17 protein-coding genes are annotated in these 18,136 nt (G+C 36.5%); 15 read left to right on the top strand and 2 right to left on the bottom strand.

The genetic code is table 11. The features are described from left to right. Window positions 1-4: 4 nt before the first annotated feature. The 3 genes from BUB91_RS13590 (at window position 5) to BUB91_RS13580 (ending at window position 3,453) form a co-directional block, all read left to right on the top strand. A complete protein-coding gene (locus BUB91_RS13590; protein ID WP_073099838.1) occupies window positions 5-1,744 on the top strand; it encodes a RagB/SusD family nutrient uptake outer membrane protein in 1,740 nt (579 codons plus the stop codon). Beyond that, the gene (locus tag BUB91_RS13585; protein ID WP_073099837.1) at window positions 1,744-2,601 is read left to right on the top strand and encodes an endonuclease/exonuclease/phosphatase family protein; all 858 of its coding nucleotides are present in this window, start codon (window positions 1,744-1,746) and stop codon (window positions 2,599-2,601) included. Before BUB91_RS13590 ends, BUB91_RS13585 begins: the two co-directional genes overlap by 1 nt. 93 nt (window positions 2,602-2,694) lie before the next feature. Beyond that, a complete protein-coding gene (locus tag BUB91_RS13580) occupies window positions 2,695-3,453 on the top strand; it encodes an endonuclease/exonuclease/phosphatase family protein (RefSeq protein WP_083557952.1) in 759 nt (252 codons plus the stop codon). Window positions 3,454-4,030: 577 nt separating this feature from the next. On the opposite strand, the gene BUB91_RS13575 is transcribed toward BUB91_RS13580, so the two are convergent. Further along, entirely contained in the window at window positions 4,031-5,128 is a 1,098-nt protein-coding gene (locus BUB91_RS13575; RefSeq protein ID WP_073099884.1) for a hypothetical protein, read from the bottom strand. 2 nt (window positions 5,129-5,130) lie between these two features. Beyond that, a complete protein-coding gene (locus BUB91_RS13570; RefSeq protein WP_083557951.1) occupies window positions 5,131-5,928 on the bottom strand; it encodes an RNA polymerase sigma factor in 798 nt (265 codons plus the stop codon). 154 nt (window positions 5,929-6,082) lie between these two features. Here BUB91_RS13570 and BUB91_RS13565 point away from each other — a divergent pair, with 154 nt between their 5' ends. From BUB91_RS13565 to BUB91_RS13520, 12 genes are all read left to right on the top strand, one after another. Next, window positions 6,083-6,328: a hypothetical protein gene (locus tag BUB91_RS13565; RefSeq protein ID WP_073099835.1), complete on the top strand. Its 246-nt coding sequence runs from the start codon at window positions 6,083-6,085 to the stop codon at window positions 6,326-6,328. Between the two features lie 376 nt (window positions 6,329-6,704). Next, window positions 6,705-6,953, top strand: coding sequence for a hypothetical protein (locus tag BUB91_RS13560; protein ID WP_073099834.1), 249 nt, complete (start codon window positions 6,705-6,707; stop codon window positions 6,951-6,953). A gap of 453 nt (window positions 6,954-7,406) precedes the next feature. Beyond that, the gene (locus BUB91_RS13555) at window positions 7,407-7,826 is read left to right on the top strand and encodes a hypothetical protein (protein WP_073099833.1); all 420 of its coding nucleotides are present in this window, start codon (window positions 7,407-7,409) and stop codon (window positions 7,824-7,826) included. Continuing rightward, complete coding sequence (locus BUB91_RS13550; RefSeq protein WP_073099832.1) at window positions 7,823-8,710, top strand: DUF6575 domain-containing protein; 888 nt, start codon at window positions 7,823-7,825, stop codon at window positions 8,708-8,710. The genes BUB91_RS13555 and BUB91_RS13550 overlap by 4 nt, the downstream gene beginning before the upstream one ends. 326 nt (window positions 8,711-9,036) lie before the next feature. After that, the gene (locus BUB91_RS13545) at window positions 9,037-9,657 is read left to right on the top strand and encodes a GNAT family N-acetyltransferase (protein ID WP_073099831.1); all 621 of its coding nucleotides are present in this window, start codon (window positions 9,037-9,039) and stop codon (window positions 9,655-9,657) included. Then, on the top strand, window positions 9,639-10,037 hold the full coding sequence (locus BUB91_RS13540; RefSeq protein WP_083557950.1) for a restriction endonuclease subunit S: 399 nt from the start codon (window positions 9,639-9,641) through the stop codon (window positions 10,035-10,037). The genes BUB91_RS13545 and BUB91_RS13540 overlap by 19 nt, the downstream gene beginning before the upstream one ends. After that, window positions 10,028-12,319 carry a Piwi domain-containing protein gene (locus tag BUB91_RS13535; RefSeq protein WP_073099829.1) on the top strand — a complete coding sequence of 764 codons (2,292 nt, stop codon included), beginning with the start codon at window positions 10,028-10,030 and terminating at the stop codon, window positions 12,317-12,319. Before BUB91_RS13540 ends, BUB91_RS13535 begins: the two co-directional genes overlap by 10 nt. After that, the gene (locus tag BUB91_RS13530) at window positions 12,307-13,167 is read left to right on the top strand and encodes a hypothetical protein (protein ID WP_073099828.1); all 861 of its coding nucleotides are present in this window, start codon (window positions 12,307-12,309) and stop codon (window positions 13,165-13,167) included. The genes BUB91_RS13535 and BUB91_RS13530 overlap by 13 nt, the downstream gene beginning before the upstream one ends. 66 nt (window positions 13,168-13,233) lie before the next feature. Then, on the top strand, window positions 13,234-13,374 hold the full coding sequence (locus BUB91_RS21060; protein ID WP_175551010.1) for a virulence RhuM family protein: 141 nt from the start codon (window positions 13,234-13,236) through the stop codon (window positions 13,372-13,374). Then, complete coding sequence (locus tag BUB91_RS21155; protein ID WP_206635275.1) at window positions 13,358-13,510, top strand: virulence RhuM family protein; 153 nt, start codon at window positions 13,358-13,360, stop codon at window positions 13,508-13,510. The genes BUB91_RS21060 and BUB91_RS21155 overlap by 17 nt, the downstream gene beginning before the upstream one ends. A 6-nt stretch (window positions 13,511-13,516) precedes the next feature. Then, on the top strand, window positions 13,517-14,857 hold the full coding sequence (locus BUB91_RS13525; protein ID WP_073099827.1) for a Fic family protein: 1,341 nt from the start codon (window positions 13,517-13,519) through the stop codon (window positions 14,855-14,857). Continuing rightward, window positions 14,854-17,994, top strand: coding sequence for a type I restriction endonuclease subunit R (locus tag BUB91_RS13520; RefSeq protein ID WP_073099826.1), 3,141 nt, complete (start codon window positions 14,854-14,856; stop codon window positions 17,992-17,994). The genes BUB91_RS13525 and BUB91_RS13520 overlap by 4 nt, the downstream gene beginning before the upstream one ends. Window positions 17,995-18,136: the final 142 nt, after the last annotated feature.

Here is an 18,136-nt window from a genome sequence, read left to right as displayed (position 1 = left end):
CATTATGAAATTAAAACATATACTTGCCGGTTTGCTTGTTGCAACCAGCTTCAGTTCGTGCAGTGATGATTTTTTAGACAAGCAACCGCTATCTGAAATTACTGCAGAAACCTTTTTCAATACCGCTAGTGATCTTCAACTCTATACGAATGGCTTTTACCGAATGTGGCCAAGCACTTCGATTTATAACGGAGAATCTAGTACCGATAATATTATACAAACGGAACTGAGTGAAGAAATGCGAGGGGCTAGACTGGTACCTACTACAGGAGGTGGTTGGAACTGGGGATACCTGCGTGATATTAATTTTTTCCTTCAAGAATATGAAAAGTCTGATGATGAAGCGGCAAAATCCCATTATGGAGGTGTGGCTCGCTTTTTTAGAGCGCGCTTTTATTTTGATAAGTTTCAGCGTTTTGGTGCCTTACCTTGGTATGATGCCCCTATTGCTCCAGACGATACTGAAGCCCTTACAAAACCTAGAGATTCAAGACAATATGTCGTAGATAAAATGCTTGAAGATTTAGACTGGGCAATCGAAAACCTCAACGAAGAGCAAAATACGTATGAGGTGACCAAGTACACTGCTTTGGCCTTAAAATCAAGGATTGGACTTTATGAGGGTACTTATGAAAAATACCGAGGTATTGATGGTTTTGAAAAATACCTCGAAGCTTCTGTAGCTGCATCAGCAGCATTGATTGAAGATTCTCCCTATCAGATCTACAGTACCGGAAGTCCCGAACAGGATTATCTGGAGCTTTTTAATTCACACGATGCTAATGAAACCGAAGTGATATTAGCACGCGCCTATTCTGAAGATCTTAACATAGGCCATAACGTGAACTATTACACTACAACAAGTTCGTATGGTCGTCCAGGTATGCCAAAAGATCTTGTTAATAGTTATCTGAATGCCGACGGTACACGTTTTACCGATGCAGCTGGATATAATCAAATATCATTTACTGAAGAAATACAAAATCGAGATCCTCGTTTAGCACAGACGATTCGTACCCCGGGATATACGCGTAAAGGGCAAAGTATTGAACTAGCTCCTAATCTTGGCGCTACCGTAACCGGGTATCAAATTATAAAGTATGTGACCGAGCCGGTTTATGATACCAATGGGCAGTCTATTACTGACCTCCCGATATATCGTTTTGCAGAAGTACTTTTAAATTATGCAGAAGCAAAAGCTGAACTAGGCACACTATCCCAAGAAGATTTAGATAATTCCATCAATTCCTTAAGACAACGTGTAGGGATGCCTGATTTAATTATGGATGCTGCGAACGCAACACCCGATCCATTTATGGCTGCTCAATATCCTGATGTGACCGGTGTAAACGCTGGTGTTATTTTAGAAATAAGACGGGAACGTCGTATTGAATTGTATATGGAAAACTTTAGATGGGATGATGTGGTACGCTGGAAAGCCGGTCAAACACTTACCCAGCCTATTCGAGGTTTGTATTTTTCCGGACCTGGTGAATATGACCTTACCGGAGACGGTAGTATCAATGTTGTGCTTTACGAAGGAGACCGTCCCGCAAATCCTATTAGCGGAATTCAGTATTATAAATTGGGTTCAGATTTTACCTTAGATGAAAATGGGTTGATTGACCCACATCCTGATTTCAATGGAAGAAGCTTCGATGAAAATAAGGATTACTTATACCCTATACCCCGTATAGAATTACAACTCAACCCTAATCTTGAACAAAATCCAGGCTGGAAGTAATGAAAAAAATAATTTTTATGGTACTTGCACTGCTGCTGATCAGCAGTGCAAATTCTCAGGAAAACAAAAAGGAACTGAATATATGCTCCTTTAATGTGAGGTATAATAGTCCTGACGATGGGATTAATATTTGGGAAAATCGTAAGGATTGGCTTACCCACAGCATGCGATTCTATCAGGCAGATCTTATGGGTACTCAAGAAGTCACGCATACCCAACTCGTGGATATGCAAGCGCTGCTTCCTAATTATGCCTATATAGGTATAGGTCGTGAAGGTGATACCCAAGGAGAGTACTCAGCGATTTTCTATAAAAAAGATCGTTTTGAAGTGGTGGATAGTAATACTTTTTGGCTTTCTGAAACTCCGAATGTTATCGCTTCCAAAGGTTGGGATGCAGCCTTACCCCGGATTGTAACCTGGGCCTTATTTAAGGATAAACACTCTGGAGTTAGCTTCTATCATTTCAATACCCATTTTGACCACCGGGGTAAACAAGCACGAATTGAAAGTGCCGCATTACTTACTCAAAAAATAAATGAAATTGCCGGTGGATCCCCAGTTTTACTTACGGGTGATTTTAATAGTTCGCCAGATAGTGAAGCTATTGATACCTTATTGAAAAATGGATTGAAGGATCCATATCTCAATCTTGATTCGGATCAGGTATATGGTCCTGAATATAGCGCAAATGGATGGGATGCAGCAGGTAGAACCTCAGATAGTAGAATAGATTACGTATTTTACAAAGGAGCGGTGCAACCTTTAACTTTACAAATTTTAGATGGTCAACGCGGACAACGTTATATATCAGATCATTTTCCCGTAATTGCTAAAGTTGAACTTTCAAATAATTAGTAGCTTATTATTATGAACGAATACAAAGCAGTGAATCAAAAATTGACAAAAGGGATTATCTTGATGATAATCCTTTTTTTATCAAATTATCTAATGTTTTCACAAGAACGCTTACCCGCAACTTTTGAGAATCCTTCCAGTGAACTGAAGGTTTTAAGCTATAATATTCATCACGCGAATCCGCCCAAGCACAAGGATCGTATAGATGTGTCAGCTATCATTCAAGTAATTAAAGATAGTGATGCAGATCTGGTTGCCTTACAAGAAATAGATTCCAATACAGATCGTTCTGGATTAGGAAATCAGGCACAGCAGATTGGTGATGCCCTAGGAATGCAGGTATTCTTTGCGAAAGCCATAGATTTTCAAAATGGAGCATATGGAGTTGCAATTCTTTCCCGATTCCCTATTTTAGAATCTAAAGTCTATAAGCTCCCTTCAAAGCCTGAAACACAAGGAGAGCCTCGAGTTTTAGCGATGTCATTAATACAGTTACCTGATGCTCATTCCATCTGGTTTGCAAGTACACATTTAGATTCTCAAAAGGAGGATACCAACCGTATCTTACAAATAGAAGAACTCTTAAATATTACGAACCATATAAACCTACCTGTATTGGTGGCAGGAGATTTTAATGCTGTTGCAAACAGCCCGGTAATTGATTCATTAGATAGCCTATTTACAAGAACCTGTACTTCTTGTCCGCCTACAATACCGGTACAAAACCCCACTAAGGCTATTGACTTTATAGCTTTTAAACCCAAGACTTTTTTCAAGATCAAAAACCATGTCGTCATCGATGAAAAATATGCTTCAGATCATCTACCTGTATTAGCCACTTTTCAATGGTAACTTGTAATAACATAAGCTTTAAAGTTCACTCACGCCCGTTGTATATGCCCTTTGACATTTAGTGAGCGCAAACCTCACCCTACGGGTATACAAGTACCCTCGACCCTAAGGGTCAATTATATAGTTCATTCAGAGTATCTTTTACTTTTCTTTCATCAGCTTAAATTCGTTTCTTAATTTAATTAATAAGCAAGCTCACGCGTTGTATGTGCTCCGTCACACTTAGTGAGTATCTGGAATCTCACTTTACGGGTGTACAAGCACCCTCTTTTTAGTTTAGACTTTTGAGTTAGGAGTTCAGCGTTATTTATTTCTTAGATCGCCATTTGTCTTAAAAGTCAGATGTCACGCGTTGTATGTGCCCTAGAGCACTTAGTGAGTATCGATGATCTCACTTTATGGGTGTACAAGCCCCCCTTAATTAGTTTAAAATTCCAAATTATTAAATTCAAAGTCCGTTTTTACCGTCGAGTATTAATATACGATGAGCTCGCGCGTTGTATGTGCCCGTTGCACTTAGTGAGTAGCAATGATCTCACCTTATGGGTGTACAAGCACCCGCTTATTCAATTCAAATTTATCCTACGACCAATTCAATCCCAGCCTTTTCTGCTTTGTATTTGATTTTAGTCATGAGTTCGTAATAATTCCAGTTTCTAAGTACAAAATCGTTTTCCTGTGCGGCTTCTATTTTGGCTTCCTGATTCAGCAGTATCAAGGTACCGGCTTGATGCTTGACGCAAAAATCAATGAGTTTACGACTATACACGTGCAGGCGCTGATTCACATAATTAGTTTCTTTTTTCTTAAACTTTTCAACGGCTTTAAGCTTACGCTTGCGTCCGTGACCACCGCGGGAATGTACCGATCCGACCATCGCCCGTTTACGGGCGGCCTGTATCGCCAGCCTACGGTATAAAAACTCTTCTTTCGTTCCAATAGTCATTCGATTACTACCAATCTTGACGGTAATGGGATATTCTAATGATAAAGTAGCCTCGGCAACCACATTGGGCTTTAAGGCGTGTTGTTCCTGCTCGATATCAAAGACCGCCAGCCAGAAGATCTTGCCGTCTTTTAATTTGATCTGGGAGGTGCGTAAGCGCGTTTCCCCTTTGAGTACCCGGTGTAACAAAACCCGCTTATCGGAGAAGTCCCGGCCCAAATAGGTACAAAAGGGAATTTTAAACAACCGGAAACAAAAACACTTACGCTCTTCGTCATATTTAAAGCAATACATACTGTAGGGTCCAAACGGAAAGCCATTATCTCTTTTAAAATTTTGAAGGGAGCGCTCCCCACTCCAGTACTCCGGTGCATTCTTTTTAAATGCACTTTCTAAGTTCCGGTTTAAACTTGATAAGATTTCGGTAGGGATTTTACCCTTAAACCGGTCTGAGATCACGCGGTAGGTGGTGTTGATACGCGAACGGTTTAAAATGCCGTTTTCGTCTTTCTTTTGATCTGCCAGTTTATACTGAATGTCCTCGGTCAGGTAAAAGAATTCTTTGATCATTTCCTGCACATAGAGGTGCGAGACGATGATATTGGAAGCCTTAAAACAGCAGTATTGCCAGTCGTAAAGTTTGGCCATAGCCGCTTTACGCTCCTCATAATCGGACAGGTCTATGTTGAGTTGGATCTTTCGAGTAAGACTGAGCATTTTGGTTTTCATCATCAGGCGGATTGTAATTGATTGTCGTGTTGCTGTTGTAAAAACTGGAAGGCCGTGGTAAAAGCACGATGGACTTCCTTTTGAGAGAGGTTGAGTTCGTTTGCGATCTGCGCAAAAGAATAGTGTTGTTGGCAGCGGAGTTCTAATACGTGAGCTTCCTGCTTGGTTATTTCTACTGGAGGTTTGTATTGCTCTTCCCTTGTTTGATCTGTTTTCAGGATATAGCCCTGGTTGAGGATGGTTTTAATCTCCGTAATAGTTTTTTGCATCGTTATACGCGTCTCCGTGATGCTGATACCTAGCTGCTCTGAAAGGGTTTTGTACTTAAAGCCGTGTTGAAAGCAGAGTTCAATCAGACGTTTACGCTGCGTTCCCAACAGCGGTAATATATTGACCACCTGTTCATATTCCTTTTGCTTTTTTTGTTGATCATTTAAATGATCATCTACTGTAGCCGGATCATAACCCAACATATAATCCTGATAGTTTGGAAAGTTATCCAAAGCATAAAAATCCCTATCAAACTGATTTTTAGGACGTGCATAATACCACTTACATTCGCTACTAATCACCGTATATAAGAAATTAACCAAGTGCTTAGGCGATTCAATTAGTTCCCGTTTGTCCCAAAGGATTAAAAAGGTATCCTGTACCAAGGTTTCTACCACAAATACATCTTTGATCAAACTCCGTCCCATCCAGTAGATACGCCTGTGATACTGCTCATAAATCGCATTAAATGCCTGTGAACAGCCATTTTTAAATGCCTTATAATGTATATCCATTTGAAATCGCTTCATAACATTACCCGCTTTTGTTATTCTACATAGTTTTAAATTAGAAATATGATTATAGTTTGCAAAACCTTAATTGTGAAGTAAATATAATTAAATAAATTAAAGTGCGGTCTGCAAACCGCATTAAATTGTATTTCATCTACTTCCTTTGTTAGAGATGGAATATAACGAAGCTATTTACTCTTTTATCAAAAAGCTTTTTTTAGAGTCAGGCCTTTCTAAAAGAAAGTTTGCTAAGAATCACTTTATTGAGGATAGTACATTACGCGATATCCTAAGCAAAGAAGATTATCAAATATCACTAGTTACGATATACAGGATTTGTGAGGGTGAAAATTTAAATCCTGCTGACTTTTTCAAAAAAGTTGAAGAAATGTTCCCTTATGCTAAGCCTTTCAAATAATTTAGTTTAGTTCATACACTCTTCATACGCTATCATGGACTTTGCCTAGGCTTTGAGTGGGGGTTCCTATACTGCTGTCTCACCTACTTATTTTATAAGAATTAATCTAGCCTAATCCTTAAATGGCTATACAATTTAATGGGATTAAGGTATTCCGTAAGCTAGTTTATTTAGGAAGGGGTAATTTGGTTCTGTCAATCGATAAACAGGAATTATAGTTCCTGTTATCCCGGAAAAAATTAAGGGATAATGGGTATATTTATCGAGATATAACTAATTGTGCGTAAGCTGAAAAAAAAATAAAAAAGTGAATGCGAACCCAAATGTGCAATTTTAATAACAACCATACTAGTTATAAAACAAAAACTATAATTCTATGAATACTGAAAAATTAAAATTAGATACTACTATCACGGCAGTCAAAGACTCTTTAAAACAAGGTATATTCAAATGGAAAGATACAGGAAAGAACATTTCATATTATGAGTTATTAAACATATTTGAAATGAATGAGCCTCTCACCAACGAACAAGCACACAAATTATATTCTTCATTATCAAATGACTCTCGAATTGTAAATTCCTTACATCTAAAAAAGAGTGGAAATAATAATTTTATAAAATAAATAATTGTAATTCAATAAGCCAATAAGTTTCTAACTCAAAAAGACCTATCCTCCAAAATTTTAATCTTTTTTCATAAAATTACTATTGCATTACCTTTGAAGAAAAGAAATAAATACAAAGTATAGGTCACCATAAATGATGATAGCGGAAAAAGATTTGAGTTGTGAAAACAACAAACAATAGAATTCTATGATATTCCCAAGTGAATAAATTGCAAATTTAGCAATTCATAAAACAAAAGAATTCGCCGGGATCAATTAATGCAGTAATATAGTAGTATAAAAGATAGATAGCAGAAATTTGAAAACGTTTTAAAATAGCGTATAAAAATAGATGCTTGAGTCTATAAATTGATTAACAGATACGAAAGTATTAGTTAATCCGAAAAAAATAGGGTGATTGGTATATTTATCCAGATACATTTAGTTGTGCGTCATTATTAAAAGGATTTCATGAAATATTATTACGAAGAAAAAATAAAAGATTTGTTGCCTCAATGCCCTCCACCTCATTACAACAAAAAGGATAGAATCTGTTATCGATGGGTTTTTGAAAGTATAGAAAATGATGATAATTTTAAAGCACAAGCAGATAAGAATCCAAGTATTATTAATAGTAAGGATGATAAGTTAAAATGCGATTATTACGCATTATCATTTCACGACACATTAGAAAATAGTAAAAATGCTTTCGAATTTCTACAAAATACAGTTAAGAATGCAAAAAAAAGGTTAGGTAATCATATAGCTAAAGGAAAAATAGATAATTCCGATGGTGTCGCAGAAGAACCTAATAATAGAGGTCATTTTAATCTTCATCCTAGTCAAGAAAGTAACTTTGGCGAGAAATTTGTAATATTAGAAGAATTATGAGAAAGATAGAAAATACTATAAGTCTTAGCAGGTTTGATTTTGATCTAAGAAAGAAAGGAGATCTTATTTTCTTTGATGGACCATTTCTTTCTCATTTTTATGATGATAATGGAAAAGAATATTTATTACTATGGGTTGATAAGGATGATGCATACAATAGATGGATTTTATTTGAAATAGATGCCTATCTTCTCTATCAGTATTTTATACAAAAATATTCTCTAAGAGATTTAGTTTTTAAAAATAAAACTCAAATTGTCTATATAATAGATTATGACTCCGAATTGAATAGTAAAAAGATTTATTTAATAAATCAAAAAGAAATTCCTGAAGAGTACTTACCAAGTAAATCAACAAATTTCCAGTCTGATTTCTCAACGCATTATGCAAATGACCTTTCCAAGGAAATTATTCGAAGTTTTAAAAGACATCGTAGCAGGGTTAAAAGTCATAAAAGTTTCCGAAGTTTTCCCATAAAATACATAAATACTTCAACAATTGGTGGGATCCAAAAATTGAGAAATACCATAAATGTTATTGAAGCTTCTCGATTTCCATTAGAGGTTCTAAATGATAAATATAGAGGTAACAATATATACCATTATTTAATGCATAAATCGGGAATAGCAATTCACAATCCAGTTGTTAATGATATGTATTTTTATGAATTAAACAGAGAAATTGAAAATTTTACATCTTTCAATTTCCCCCTTACAATTACTATTGATAAGCAAGAAATATTTAAAAACCTAGTAATTATTACCGTACAAATAGTACAAAACAATCCATCATATAAAGCATCATTCAAAGTTTGGAAATCTGAAATCTTATCAGATGAAAAAATTTCAAAAGAGATTCAAGAAATATTAGATACTGCAAAATAACAACGCACATTCTAACAGACGAGTTCCTCCATTAGCGCAGTTATGGACTGTGCCTCTCAATTCAACTTAGCTCAGGATAAACCAAGCAGATCTTCCCCAGAAATTATCAAAACAGTCTGTATCGGCAGTCCTATAAAAGTGAAAACTTTATCCTTAGGTAGTAATTTCTTTATTTGATTATACAAAACTTGAAAGCCATACCTATCCATAAATAAGCGCTATTCAGATTTATCAATATAATATTTATTCTATTTTCAGGGATTACGATCCCCAATTATGGCAATATTTGGGGAATAGCAATATTCTAAAATTAATTAACAATAGGGATGACCACAGATCTGACACCCAATAAAACTCATCTTGCTCAACTCAAAATCTGGTTGCAACAAGCATATACAGACGGTTTCAGCAGGTTTATACAACATTGGCACCTAATAGAAGAAGCATTTGAAGAACAAAAACTGATTGTACTTAAACAGAGCAATGCAGCGATAGGCTTTGTAGTTTTTGATATTGATCATGAAATCGCTACGATTGATCTTGCCGAACTAACACCCGGTAAGCGTGGTCAAGGACTGGGAAAGCCATTTATTCTTGATACGCTAGATTACCTAAAAACTCAAGGAGCCCTTGCAGTTAAATTATATTGCGCTCCGGCGGAATCTGAAGGCTTTTGGAGAAAATGCGGGTTTGAAAGATTTGAAGCCCCTGATGATGATCACATTCATATGTTTAAGCTGTTAACCGTAACTTTAGAAACTATACTTCACTCCGGTAATACTAAAAAAGATCTTCTTAAGCTATGGGATTGCGAACCTAACGAGGCCAGACAAAAAGAACCCAAATGGATTTGGGAGTTGGATTATATAGAGAATTCTAAAACACTCATAAAACCTATAGTGATCCCGGTTTTTACTAAAAACCAAATATATCCGAAAAAAGTATAACAATATCAGCGAGAGGGGCTATAATTGGATACACCGTTTTACGAGAAGATCCTTTTTTTCCAATCGTAAGGCTAATTGTAGTGACCCCACAAAATTCCTTTGAGTTGTACTACATATATGAATGTATTAAAGATTTCAAATTTGATAACAGTAGTTCTGCACAAGGTCAACTTACTGTTCCTGATATTTCCTCTTATGAAACATTGATACCTTCTGAATATTTGCTAAAAAATTATTCTGTCATGACTTCAAAAATTTACAGCCAAATCAAAACTAATAAAATTCAATCAAAAGCTCTAGTAACACTTCAATCGGTGTTGTTAAGTAAAATGAGTAAGGTGGAAAAAGCGACTTCAAATAAAAAAGTATTATGCAATTAAATTATTTCCCAATACAGTTTGATTTTAGTTCTTATCACATAATAACAAAGGTGTATTCTGATGAACGTTTGCAGGAATTAAGGAAAACGCATAATGCTTCGTATTCGTTTTTTAGGGACGGTAATTTAATTGTAATGTCCAATAAGGAAGATGAAGAAAACCAACTGACCGGAAAAATTGAAAGACGTTCAGTATATGGTGATGGTAAGGTTACTGCATCATTGGTAAAACACCTGTTTTTTAGAACTTTTAAAGACCGCTTTCAAGGATTCATTCCGGTAGATTTTTATCCTTTTCGATTTTACTCTAGTCAGGAAAAAGATGATTTGATTTTAATGTATCTGCCTGAAAAGCTTAAACATAAAATAGCCTTCAAAAAACTTATCGAAGTTCAGCTTCGAGAAACGAATATTAATAATACCAAAGGGCTTGCCTTTGTGGTTAATATCCGAAGAAACTGGGTATTTAGTATCTCGTGCCTTGAATTACATCAAGAGGGATTTAATTTAACAGATTTTGAGGTGTTACATACCGAAACACTTCCGGGATTAGACAATGTACTTGCTCCGAACGAAGACTTTGTGGGTTCTTTGCAATCCATCAATGGAAATACCGCCATTGTATCTACAAGTGAGGGTGAAAAGAGCTATCCGTTACAAGAGCTTTTTATTCGCAAAACCAAACGTAACATTCAGGCTTATTTGAATTTCACTATTGGTGAGCCAAAGTGCAATCAAATTTTAAGAGCTGTTAGTCAGGAGCGTATCAAAAAACAAAATCCCGTACATCAGTTCAGTGAAATAAGCAATATTGCCAAGCATCTATTTTCTGATAATGGCAATCCCGTTCTGTTTCAAAATAAGGATGGATTTTGCTACAAGGTTGATACTACTCCGGTGCAGGTTCAAAACAGTATGAACTTGCAAACGCCTACGTTTATTTACGATCATGCAAGAACAAAAACAAATACGAAAAATGCCGATCAAGGCTTATCATATTATGGGCCTTACGATAGTTTAACTTTTGATATCAAAAAACCACGTATTTTATCTATTTGCCATAAAGCAAATAGAGGATCATTCACAAACTTTCTTCATAACTTAAAGGATGGTTTACCTAATTCAAGCTGGTTTAAAAAAGGGCTACTAAAAAAATACGAGCTACAGGAGGTAAATTACCATATTCGAGAAATTTCAGATTATCGACTGGAAGATTACTTAGGGATAATTAGAAACTATGATGATCAAAAACCTCATTTGGCAATCATTGAAATTCCAGATAGGTTCAAAAGTTTACCCGACCGTGAGAATCCATATTTTAAATTAAAGGCAAAATTACTCTCACTTGAAATACCGGTACAGTTTGTACGCTCAACAACAATATCAAAATATAACGAATACATACTTAACCCCTTGGCACTTCAGATCTATGCTAAGCTCGGGGGTACGCCATGGGTATTGCCTGCTCAACGCTCGGTTGATAGGGAAATTGTAATTGGAATAGGGCACAGCTGGTTGAGAAACGGAATATATAAAGGAGCTGAAAGTAGTCGTGTTGTAGGTATTACAACCTTCATGTCTAGCGACGGTCAATACCTTTTAGGTGATAAGGTAAAAGATGTGGACTACGAAAGCTATTTTGAAGAATTACTTAAAAGTTTAAAAACCTCAATTGAACGTCTTTCAGACGAATATGCATGGCAAAATGGTGATACCGTGCGTTTGATTTTTCACATTTTTAAACCCATAAAGAATGTTGAGTTTGATGTTATCAGTCAATTGGTAAAAGACATTAGTCAGTTCCACATAAAGTTTGCGTTTGTAACGATTAGCAAAAGCCATCCGAGCGTATTGTTTGATGCAAGTCAACAGGGTGAAAAAAAATATGGTTCCAATCAACTAATTGGACAGTTTATCCCTCAAAGGGGAAGCAACATTTTTATTGATGATGAAACGAGTTTGGTTCAGATGTTCGGTGCTAGAGAATTGAAGACAGCAAAACACGGTATGAGTGCTCCAATCCAAATAAAACTTAGAACACCGCAAGGAAATCATAACGATCCAGAATTGAGAGACTTAATGTTCTATGATTTAAACTATATCACACAGCAGATATATTCATTTACTTATTTATCGTGGAGAAGCTTTTTGCCAAGAGAAGAACCGGCTACCATGTTGTATTCTAATCTAATTTCAAGATTGCTTGGAAAAATGAGAAGCATACCAGAATGGGACGCTGATAAACTGAACTACACCTTAAAGAGGAAAAAATGGTTTTTATAGAAGAGAAGCATAGTTATTTAAGTAGCTTCACAGACCAGCCTAAACAAAAGGCTCTTTTTGCTTTGGTGTCTGATGAAGACTTGGCAGCTCAGCCAAATGAGATTTCTGAAACAGATGCTATCTACTACTCTTCTATACAAGGAATAAAAAAGAATGCCAAGGCAGATTTTAATAAACAGTATATAAAAATATCAAAGCGGAAAGTATCCGAGAACTCTGCTGCACCATTTGTGCATGATGACTTCCTGATCTTTACTTTGGTAATTGGAGTGCTAAAGTTTGATTGTAATAAAGACTGGCTTTTTGGTGTTATTCGAAACAGAGCAAAAAGTAAAACTACAACCACTTTTGAAAATTTAATGACCGGTAACTATCAAAGTAAAGCCAATAACCAGTCTATGATTTTGGTATTCCTGTTTTTGCTGGATAAATCTAAAATAACGAATGACCAGTTGAATGAAGCATATAGTGCAATGAGCGATACAAAAGAATCATTTAATAACGATTTTATACGTATTCTGTATTATCGAGCATTTGATATTATAATCAAATTTAAGCTACCTAGGGATACAGATGAAGTATCTCGTTTAATAGAATTTGAAACTCGCTTTAAAAGGCGAATTAATATTTTTACATATTTAGTTTACAATACTTTGTTGCTAATCCTTTTAATTGGAGCATTTAAATTATTACACTCTTTGCCAGAAAATATTAAATCGAAAATTAATGAAGTTGGACTAATTATAGGAATAGGAGGCGTTGGCCTATTAGGAAATATTATCCCGAAGTTGAAAGCAATGTTCCAAAAATTTATATTTAGAGCCTTTGGGTACAAAAAAGAATATTAGTCATCTACTTAGAATAAAAAGATAATATGACAGAAACCAGCCGTATAGCATATAAAGCTTTAAGTTATGGATAAAACTAATTTTTTACCATACACTACACCTTCTGGCGACGTCCGTTTGGATGTGGTATTAATGGAAGAAAGCATTTGGCTAACCCAAAAAGCAATGGCTGAATTGTTTTCGGTTGGGGATGCCCGCCATCAGTAAGCATTTAAGTAATATTTTTGAAAGCGGTGAGCTGCAAAAGGAACTGGTTATTTCCAAATTGGAAACAACCAAGCGCCACGGTGCTATAGCGGGGAAAACGCAAAAAATTGAATCCGATTTCGAAGGAAAAGAATAAAGAAATATGACAGAGACCAACCGCATAGAATACAAAGCTCAACTCACCAAAGAGGTAGATTTGGAAAAAGAAGTGGTAGCCTTTTTAAACTACCATGAGGGCGGTTTGGTTTATATTGGTATTGATAAACACGCCAACACCCTAGGTGTAGCAGACCCGGATGCCGATATGCTTAAAATAAAAGACCGTATTAAAAACAACATCTCCCCTTCGGCTATGGGCTTATTTGACGTGGTGGCAGAAGAAAAAGACAGTAAAACAATCATTAAAATCATAGTGGCCAGTGGTAGCGAAAAACCCTATTTCAAGAAAAAGTATGGGTTGACTGAGAAAGGCAGTTACCTACGTATTGGGACAGCTGCAGAGCCTATGCCCCAACGCATGATTGAGGAACTGTTTGCTTCCCGTACCCGTGATTCTATAGGCAAGATCAAAGCAAACCGTCAGGATCTGAACTTTGAACAATTGCGCATTTACTATCAGGAGAAAAACAAACCCCTCAATAAGCAGTATTTAAAAAACCTAGAACTCCTCACTCCACAAGGCGATCTCAACTATGCTGCTTACCTCCTGGCCGATCAAAATAACATTTCAGTTAAAGTTGCTAAGTACAACAAGGATTCCCGTGTAGATTTAGCAGAAAGCAATGAGTATGGGTATGTATCGATTATCAAGGCTACTAAAAATGTATTGGATAAAATAGCTCTTGAAAACCGTACATTAACGCAGATTACTTCAAAAGAACGTATAGAAAAACGGCTTTGGAATCCTATTGCCCTACGCGAAGCAATAATTAACGCCTTTGTCCACAACGATTATACCCGTGAGATTGCACCTAAGTTTGAATTCTTTACGGATCGTATAGAGATTACTTCGGCTGGCGCTTTACCCGAAGGTTTGAGTGAACGTGAATTTTTTGAAGGTTTTTCAGTCCCGCGTAACAAGGAATTGATGCGTGTTTTTAAAGATCTTGATTTGGTAGAACAGTTAGGTTCCGGGATTCCAAGAATACTTTCGGCCTATAGCAAAGACTGTTTTCACTTTTCTGATAATTTTCTACGCATGACATTTCCTGCTGCAGAACAAGTTACCCCGCATGTCACCCCGCAAGTCACCCCGCAAGTCACCCCGCAAGTTCAAGAGCTACTAAACCTGTTTGACGGTGAACATAAAAGACAGGATTTACAGGATAAACTAGGACTTTCAGATCGAGAACACTTTCGTAAAGTGTATATTCAACCGGCTCTTGACTTAAATTTAATTGAACTTACAATCCCTGATAAACCCAAAAGCAGCAACCAAAAATATAGACTTACAGAAAAAGGAAGAACGTTTATAAGCTTATGAAATTTACAGAAGCAAAGTTAGAGGAAGCATTTACAGCATTATTGGGAGATGAAGGTTACCCTCATTTTTTGGGCAACACGTTAAAACGTTTACCCGAAGAAGTACTTCTGGAAGATGATTTACTGGAGTATTTGCTTAATCGATATCAAAGTGATGGGCTGACCCTTACAGAAGCCCAGTCTATCGTGCTTCAGTTAAAAACCTTACCTGCATCTGATTTATACGAATCAAACAAAAAAGCCATGCTCTGGCTTTCAGACGGCTTTAGCTTTAAACGCGAAGACCGGAGCCAAAAAGATATTTGGATCTATCTTATTGATTATTCTGATGAGAATGTAAACACCTATCGGTTTGTAAATCAATTAGAAATCTTGGGCTCTCAAAAAAGAATACCCGATGGCATTATTTATGTCAATGGTATTCCAGTTGTGGTATTTGAATTTAAAACAGCTATACAAGAAAATTGCACAATCCATGATGCCTATGTGCAACTTACCACAAGATATAAACGGGATATCCCTGAGCTCTTTAAATACAATGCTTTTTGTGTCATCAGCGATGGCGTTAATACGAAAGCGGGATCTTTTTTTGCACCTTATGAATTTTTATATGCCTGGCGACGTATTTCAGGATTGGCTAAAGATGTTGACGGCATTGACAGTATGTTTACCTTAATTCAAGGAATGCTACATCAAAATCGTTTAAGGGATGTTATTCAGAACTTTATTTATATCCCTGATACTTCAAAAAAAGATGAAAAGATCGTCTGTAGATATCCGCAATATTATGCAGCCAGAGCCTTATACGAAACCATTAAAATAGCCCAAAAACCAGAAGGTGATGGTAAAGGAGGTACCTATTTTGGCGCTACAGGTAGCGGTAAAAGCTACACGATGCTCTACCTCACCAGGCTTTTGATGAAAAGTGCCTATTTTGAAAACCCCACCATTGTTCTCATCACAGACCGAACGGATTTAGACGACCAACTTTCTGGACAATTTACCAATGCAAAAACGTTTATTGGGGACAATACCATCCAAAGTGTGGAAAGCCGCGCAGACCTCAGGGATTTATTGCAAGGCAGAGCGAGTGGCGGTGTTTTTTTGACTACCATTCATAAGTTCACAGAAGATATCGAATTACTCACTGATCGCACAAATATTGTCTGCATTTCAGACGAAGCCCACCGGAGTCAAACCAATCTGGACCAAAAGGTACGCGTTACTGAACAGGGTGTAAAAAAGACCTACGGATTTGCTAAATACTTACACGATTCGTTACCTAATGCCACCTATGTAGGTTTTACGGGTACTCCTATTGATGCTACTCTTGATGTTTTTGGGAAAGTAGTGGATGCCTACACTATGACAGAGTCGGTAAAAGATGAGATTACCGTACGAATCGTTTATGAAGGTAGAGCTGCAAAAATCGCTTTACACAACAGTGAGCTTCAAAAAATTGAGGAGTATTATCAAGTTGCCGAAGAAGAAGGTGCTAACGAATATCAGGTAGAACAAAGTAAAAAAGAATCGGCTAATATGAATGCCATATTAGGAGATCCTGATCGCCTTCAAGAATTGGCTGCTGACTTTGTAAAACACTATGAGAGTCGATTAAACGAAGGAGCTACTGTCAAAGGGAAAGCCATGTTTGTTTGCAGTAGCAGAGAAATCGCCTATGCCTTTTACAAGAATGTCATAGCCTTACGCCCAGAATGGAATGAAAAACGAGTCGCTGAAGAAGGAGCTGTTTTAACTGATAAAGATAAGCGGGAAATCAAACCTATGGAGCGTATCAAAATGATTATGACACGCGGGAAAGATGACCCAAAAGAAATGTATGAGTTATTAGGCACAAAAGATTATCGAAAGGAACTGGATCGGCAATTTAAAAATGAAAAGTCCAATTTTAAAATAGCCATCGTTGTGGATATGTGGCTAACAGGTTTTGATGTGCCCTTTTTAGATAGCATTTATATTGACAAACCTATACAACAGCATAATCTAATCCAAACAATCTCAAGGGTTAATCGAAAATTCAGTGGTAAGAATAAGGGGCTTGTAGTAGATTATATAGGTATCAAAAAGCAGATGAACTTAGCCCTCAAGAAATATTCAGAAGGTGATAAGGACAATTTTGAGGACATAAAACAATCATTGATTATCGTCCGGAATCATTTAGATTTAATTGCAAAAATCCTTCACAAATTTGACGGCTCAGCCTATTTTAATGGAACACCTCTTCAGCAATTGAACACACTCAATATGGCTGCTGAATTTGTACAGCGTACTAAAGAGCTGGAGACACGATTTATGGGTTTAGTGAAAAGACTTAAAGCTGCCTATGATATTTGTGCAGGTAGTGAGGAACTTACACAGCTAGAAAGAGACTACACCCATTTTTATCTCGCAATACGCTCTATTGTTTTTAAACTGACTAAAGGTGATGCCCCAGACACCGCTCAAATGAACGCAAGAGTAAGGGATATGATTAAAGATGCCCTACAAAGTGATGGCGTTGATGAAATATTTAAACTCGGGGAAGATGTAGAAAAGGAGCAAGACTTATTTGATGAAGATTATCTTGCCAAAATTGACAAAATCAAATTGCCCAATACTAAAATTAAATTGCTTCAGCAGCTCTTAGCCCGTGCTATTGGAGAAATGAAAAAAGTGAATAAGGTAAAAGGAACCGACTTCTCTAAAAAAATGGAAGCCTTAGTTCATAAATACAATCAAAGAGATGAAAACAATGTGCTTCGTAGCGAGGTGTATGAAGAGATGGCCGATCAGCTTACTGATTTGATTTGGGATGTTTACAAAGAATTTAAATCTGGTGATGATCTAGGAATTGATTTTGAGGTCAAAGCATTTTACGATATTTTAAAGGAATTATGTGCCAAGTATGATTTTTCCTACCCTAAAGAGAAAATGATCGACCTGGCAAAAAAAGTAAAGGAGCTCGTAGATAGTCAAGCTAAATTTCCAGATTGGAATAAGCGTGAGGATATCAAGTCGGCTTTGAAGGTTGGTCTTATTCTTTTATTGGATGAATTTGGATATCCTCCAGTTGAACGCGATGAAGTCTATTCTGAAATATTCGAGCAAGCTGAAAACTATAAGAAGAATAGGGTCTAAAGAATATGAAGTTTTTGAATACTCTTTATCAAGACGATCAATATCTGAACTTATACTAACCCTCATATCAAAGCTAGTGTAGGTGTAAGCTTTATATATAGCTGTGAGCCCCCATAGATGCCCGCAAATTTCTAACTTTTCA

It is taken from the genome of Leeuwenhoekiella marinoflava DSM 3653 (assembly GCF_900129005.1).
In the GTDB taxonomy this organism is placed as follows: Bacteria; Bacteroidota; Bacteroidia; order Flavobacteriales; family Flavobacteriaceae; genus Leeuwenhoekiella; species Leeuwenhoekiella marinoflava.
The sequence above is the reverse complement of the archived record's forward strand: the minus strand, read 5'-3'. Positions and strand labels throughout refer to the sequence as shown.

Bases quoted from the DNA above. Each gene is read 5' to 3' on its own strand.
- BUB91_RS13590 (WP_073099838.1), top strand. From the start codon at position 5: ATGAAATTAAAACATATACTTGCCGGTTTGCTTGTTGCAACCAGCTTC.
- BUB91_RS13585 (WP_073099837.1), top strand. From the start codon at position 1,744: ATGAAAAAAATAATTTTTATGGTACTTGCACTGCTGCTGATCAGCAGT.
- BUB91_RS13580 (WP_083557952.1), top strand. From the start codon at position 2,695: ATGTTTTCACAAGAACGCTTACCCGCAACTTTTGAGAATCCTTCCAGT.
- BUB91_RS13575 (WP_073099884.1), bottom strand. From the start codon at position 5,128: ATGAAAACCAAAATGCTCAGTCTTACTCGAAAGATCCAACTCAACATA.
- BUB91_RS13570 (WP_083557951.1), bottom strand. From the start codon at position 5,928: ATGAAGCGATTTCAAATGGATATACATTATAAGGCATTTAAAAATGGC.
- BUB91_RS13565 (WP_073099835.1), top strand. From the start codon at position 6,083: ATGGAATATAACGAAGCTATTTACTCTTTTATCAAAAAGCTTTTTTTA.
- BUB91_RS13560 (WP_073099834.1), top strand. From the start codon at position 6,705: ATGAATACTGAAAAATTAAAATTAGATACTACTATCACGGCAGTCAAA.
- BUB91_RS13555 (WP_073099833.1), top strand. From the start codon at position 7,407: ATGAAATATTATTACGAAGAAAAAATAAAAGATTTGTTGCCTCAATGC.
- BUB91_RS13550 (WP_073099832.1), top strand. From the start codon at position 7,823: ATGAGAAAGATAGAAAATACTATAAGTCTTAGCAGGTTTGATTTTGAT.
- BUB91_RS13545 (WP_073099831.1), top strand. From the start codon at position 9,037: ATGACCACAGATCTGACACCCAATAAAACTCATCTTGCTCAACTCAAA.
- BUB91_RS13535 (WP_073099829.1), top strand. From the start codon at position 10,028: ATGCAATTAAATTATTTCCCAATACAGTTTGATTTTAGTTCTTATCAC.
- BUB91_RS13530 (WP_073099828.1), top strand. From the start codon at position 12,307: ATGGTTTTTATAGAAGAGAAGCATAGTTATTTAAGTAGCTTCACAGAC.
- BUB91_RS21060 (WP_175551010.1), top strand. From the start codon at position 13,234: ATGGATAAAACTAATTTTTTACCATACACTACACCTTCTGGCGACGTC.
- BUB91_RS21155 (WP_206635275.1), top strand. From the start codon at position 13,358: ATGCCCGCCATCAGTAAGCATTTAAGTAATATTTTTGAAAGCGGTGAG.
- BUB91_RS13525 (WP_073099827.1), top strand. From the start codon at position 13,517: ATGACAGAGACCAACCGCATAGAATACAAAGCTCAACTCACCAAAGAG.
- BUB91_RS13520 (WP_073099826.1), top strand. From the start codon at position 14,854: ATGAAATTTACAGAAGCAAAGTTAGAGGAAGCATTTACAGCATTATTG.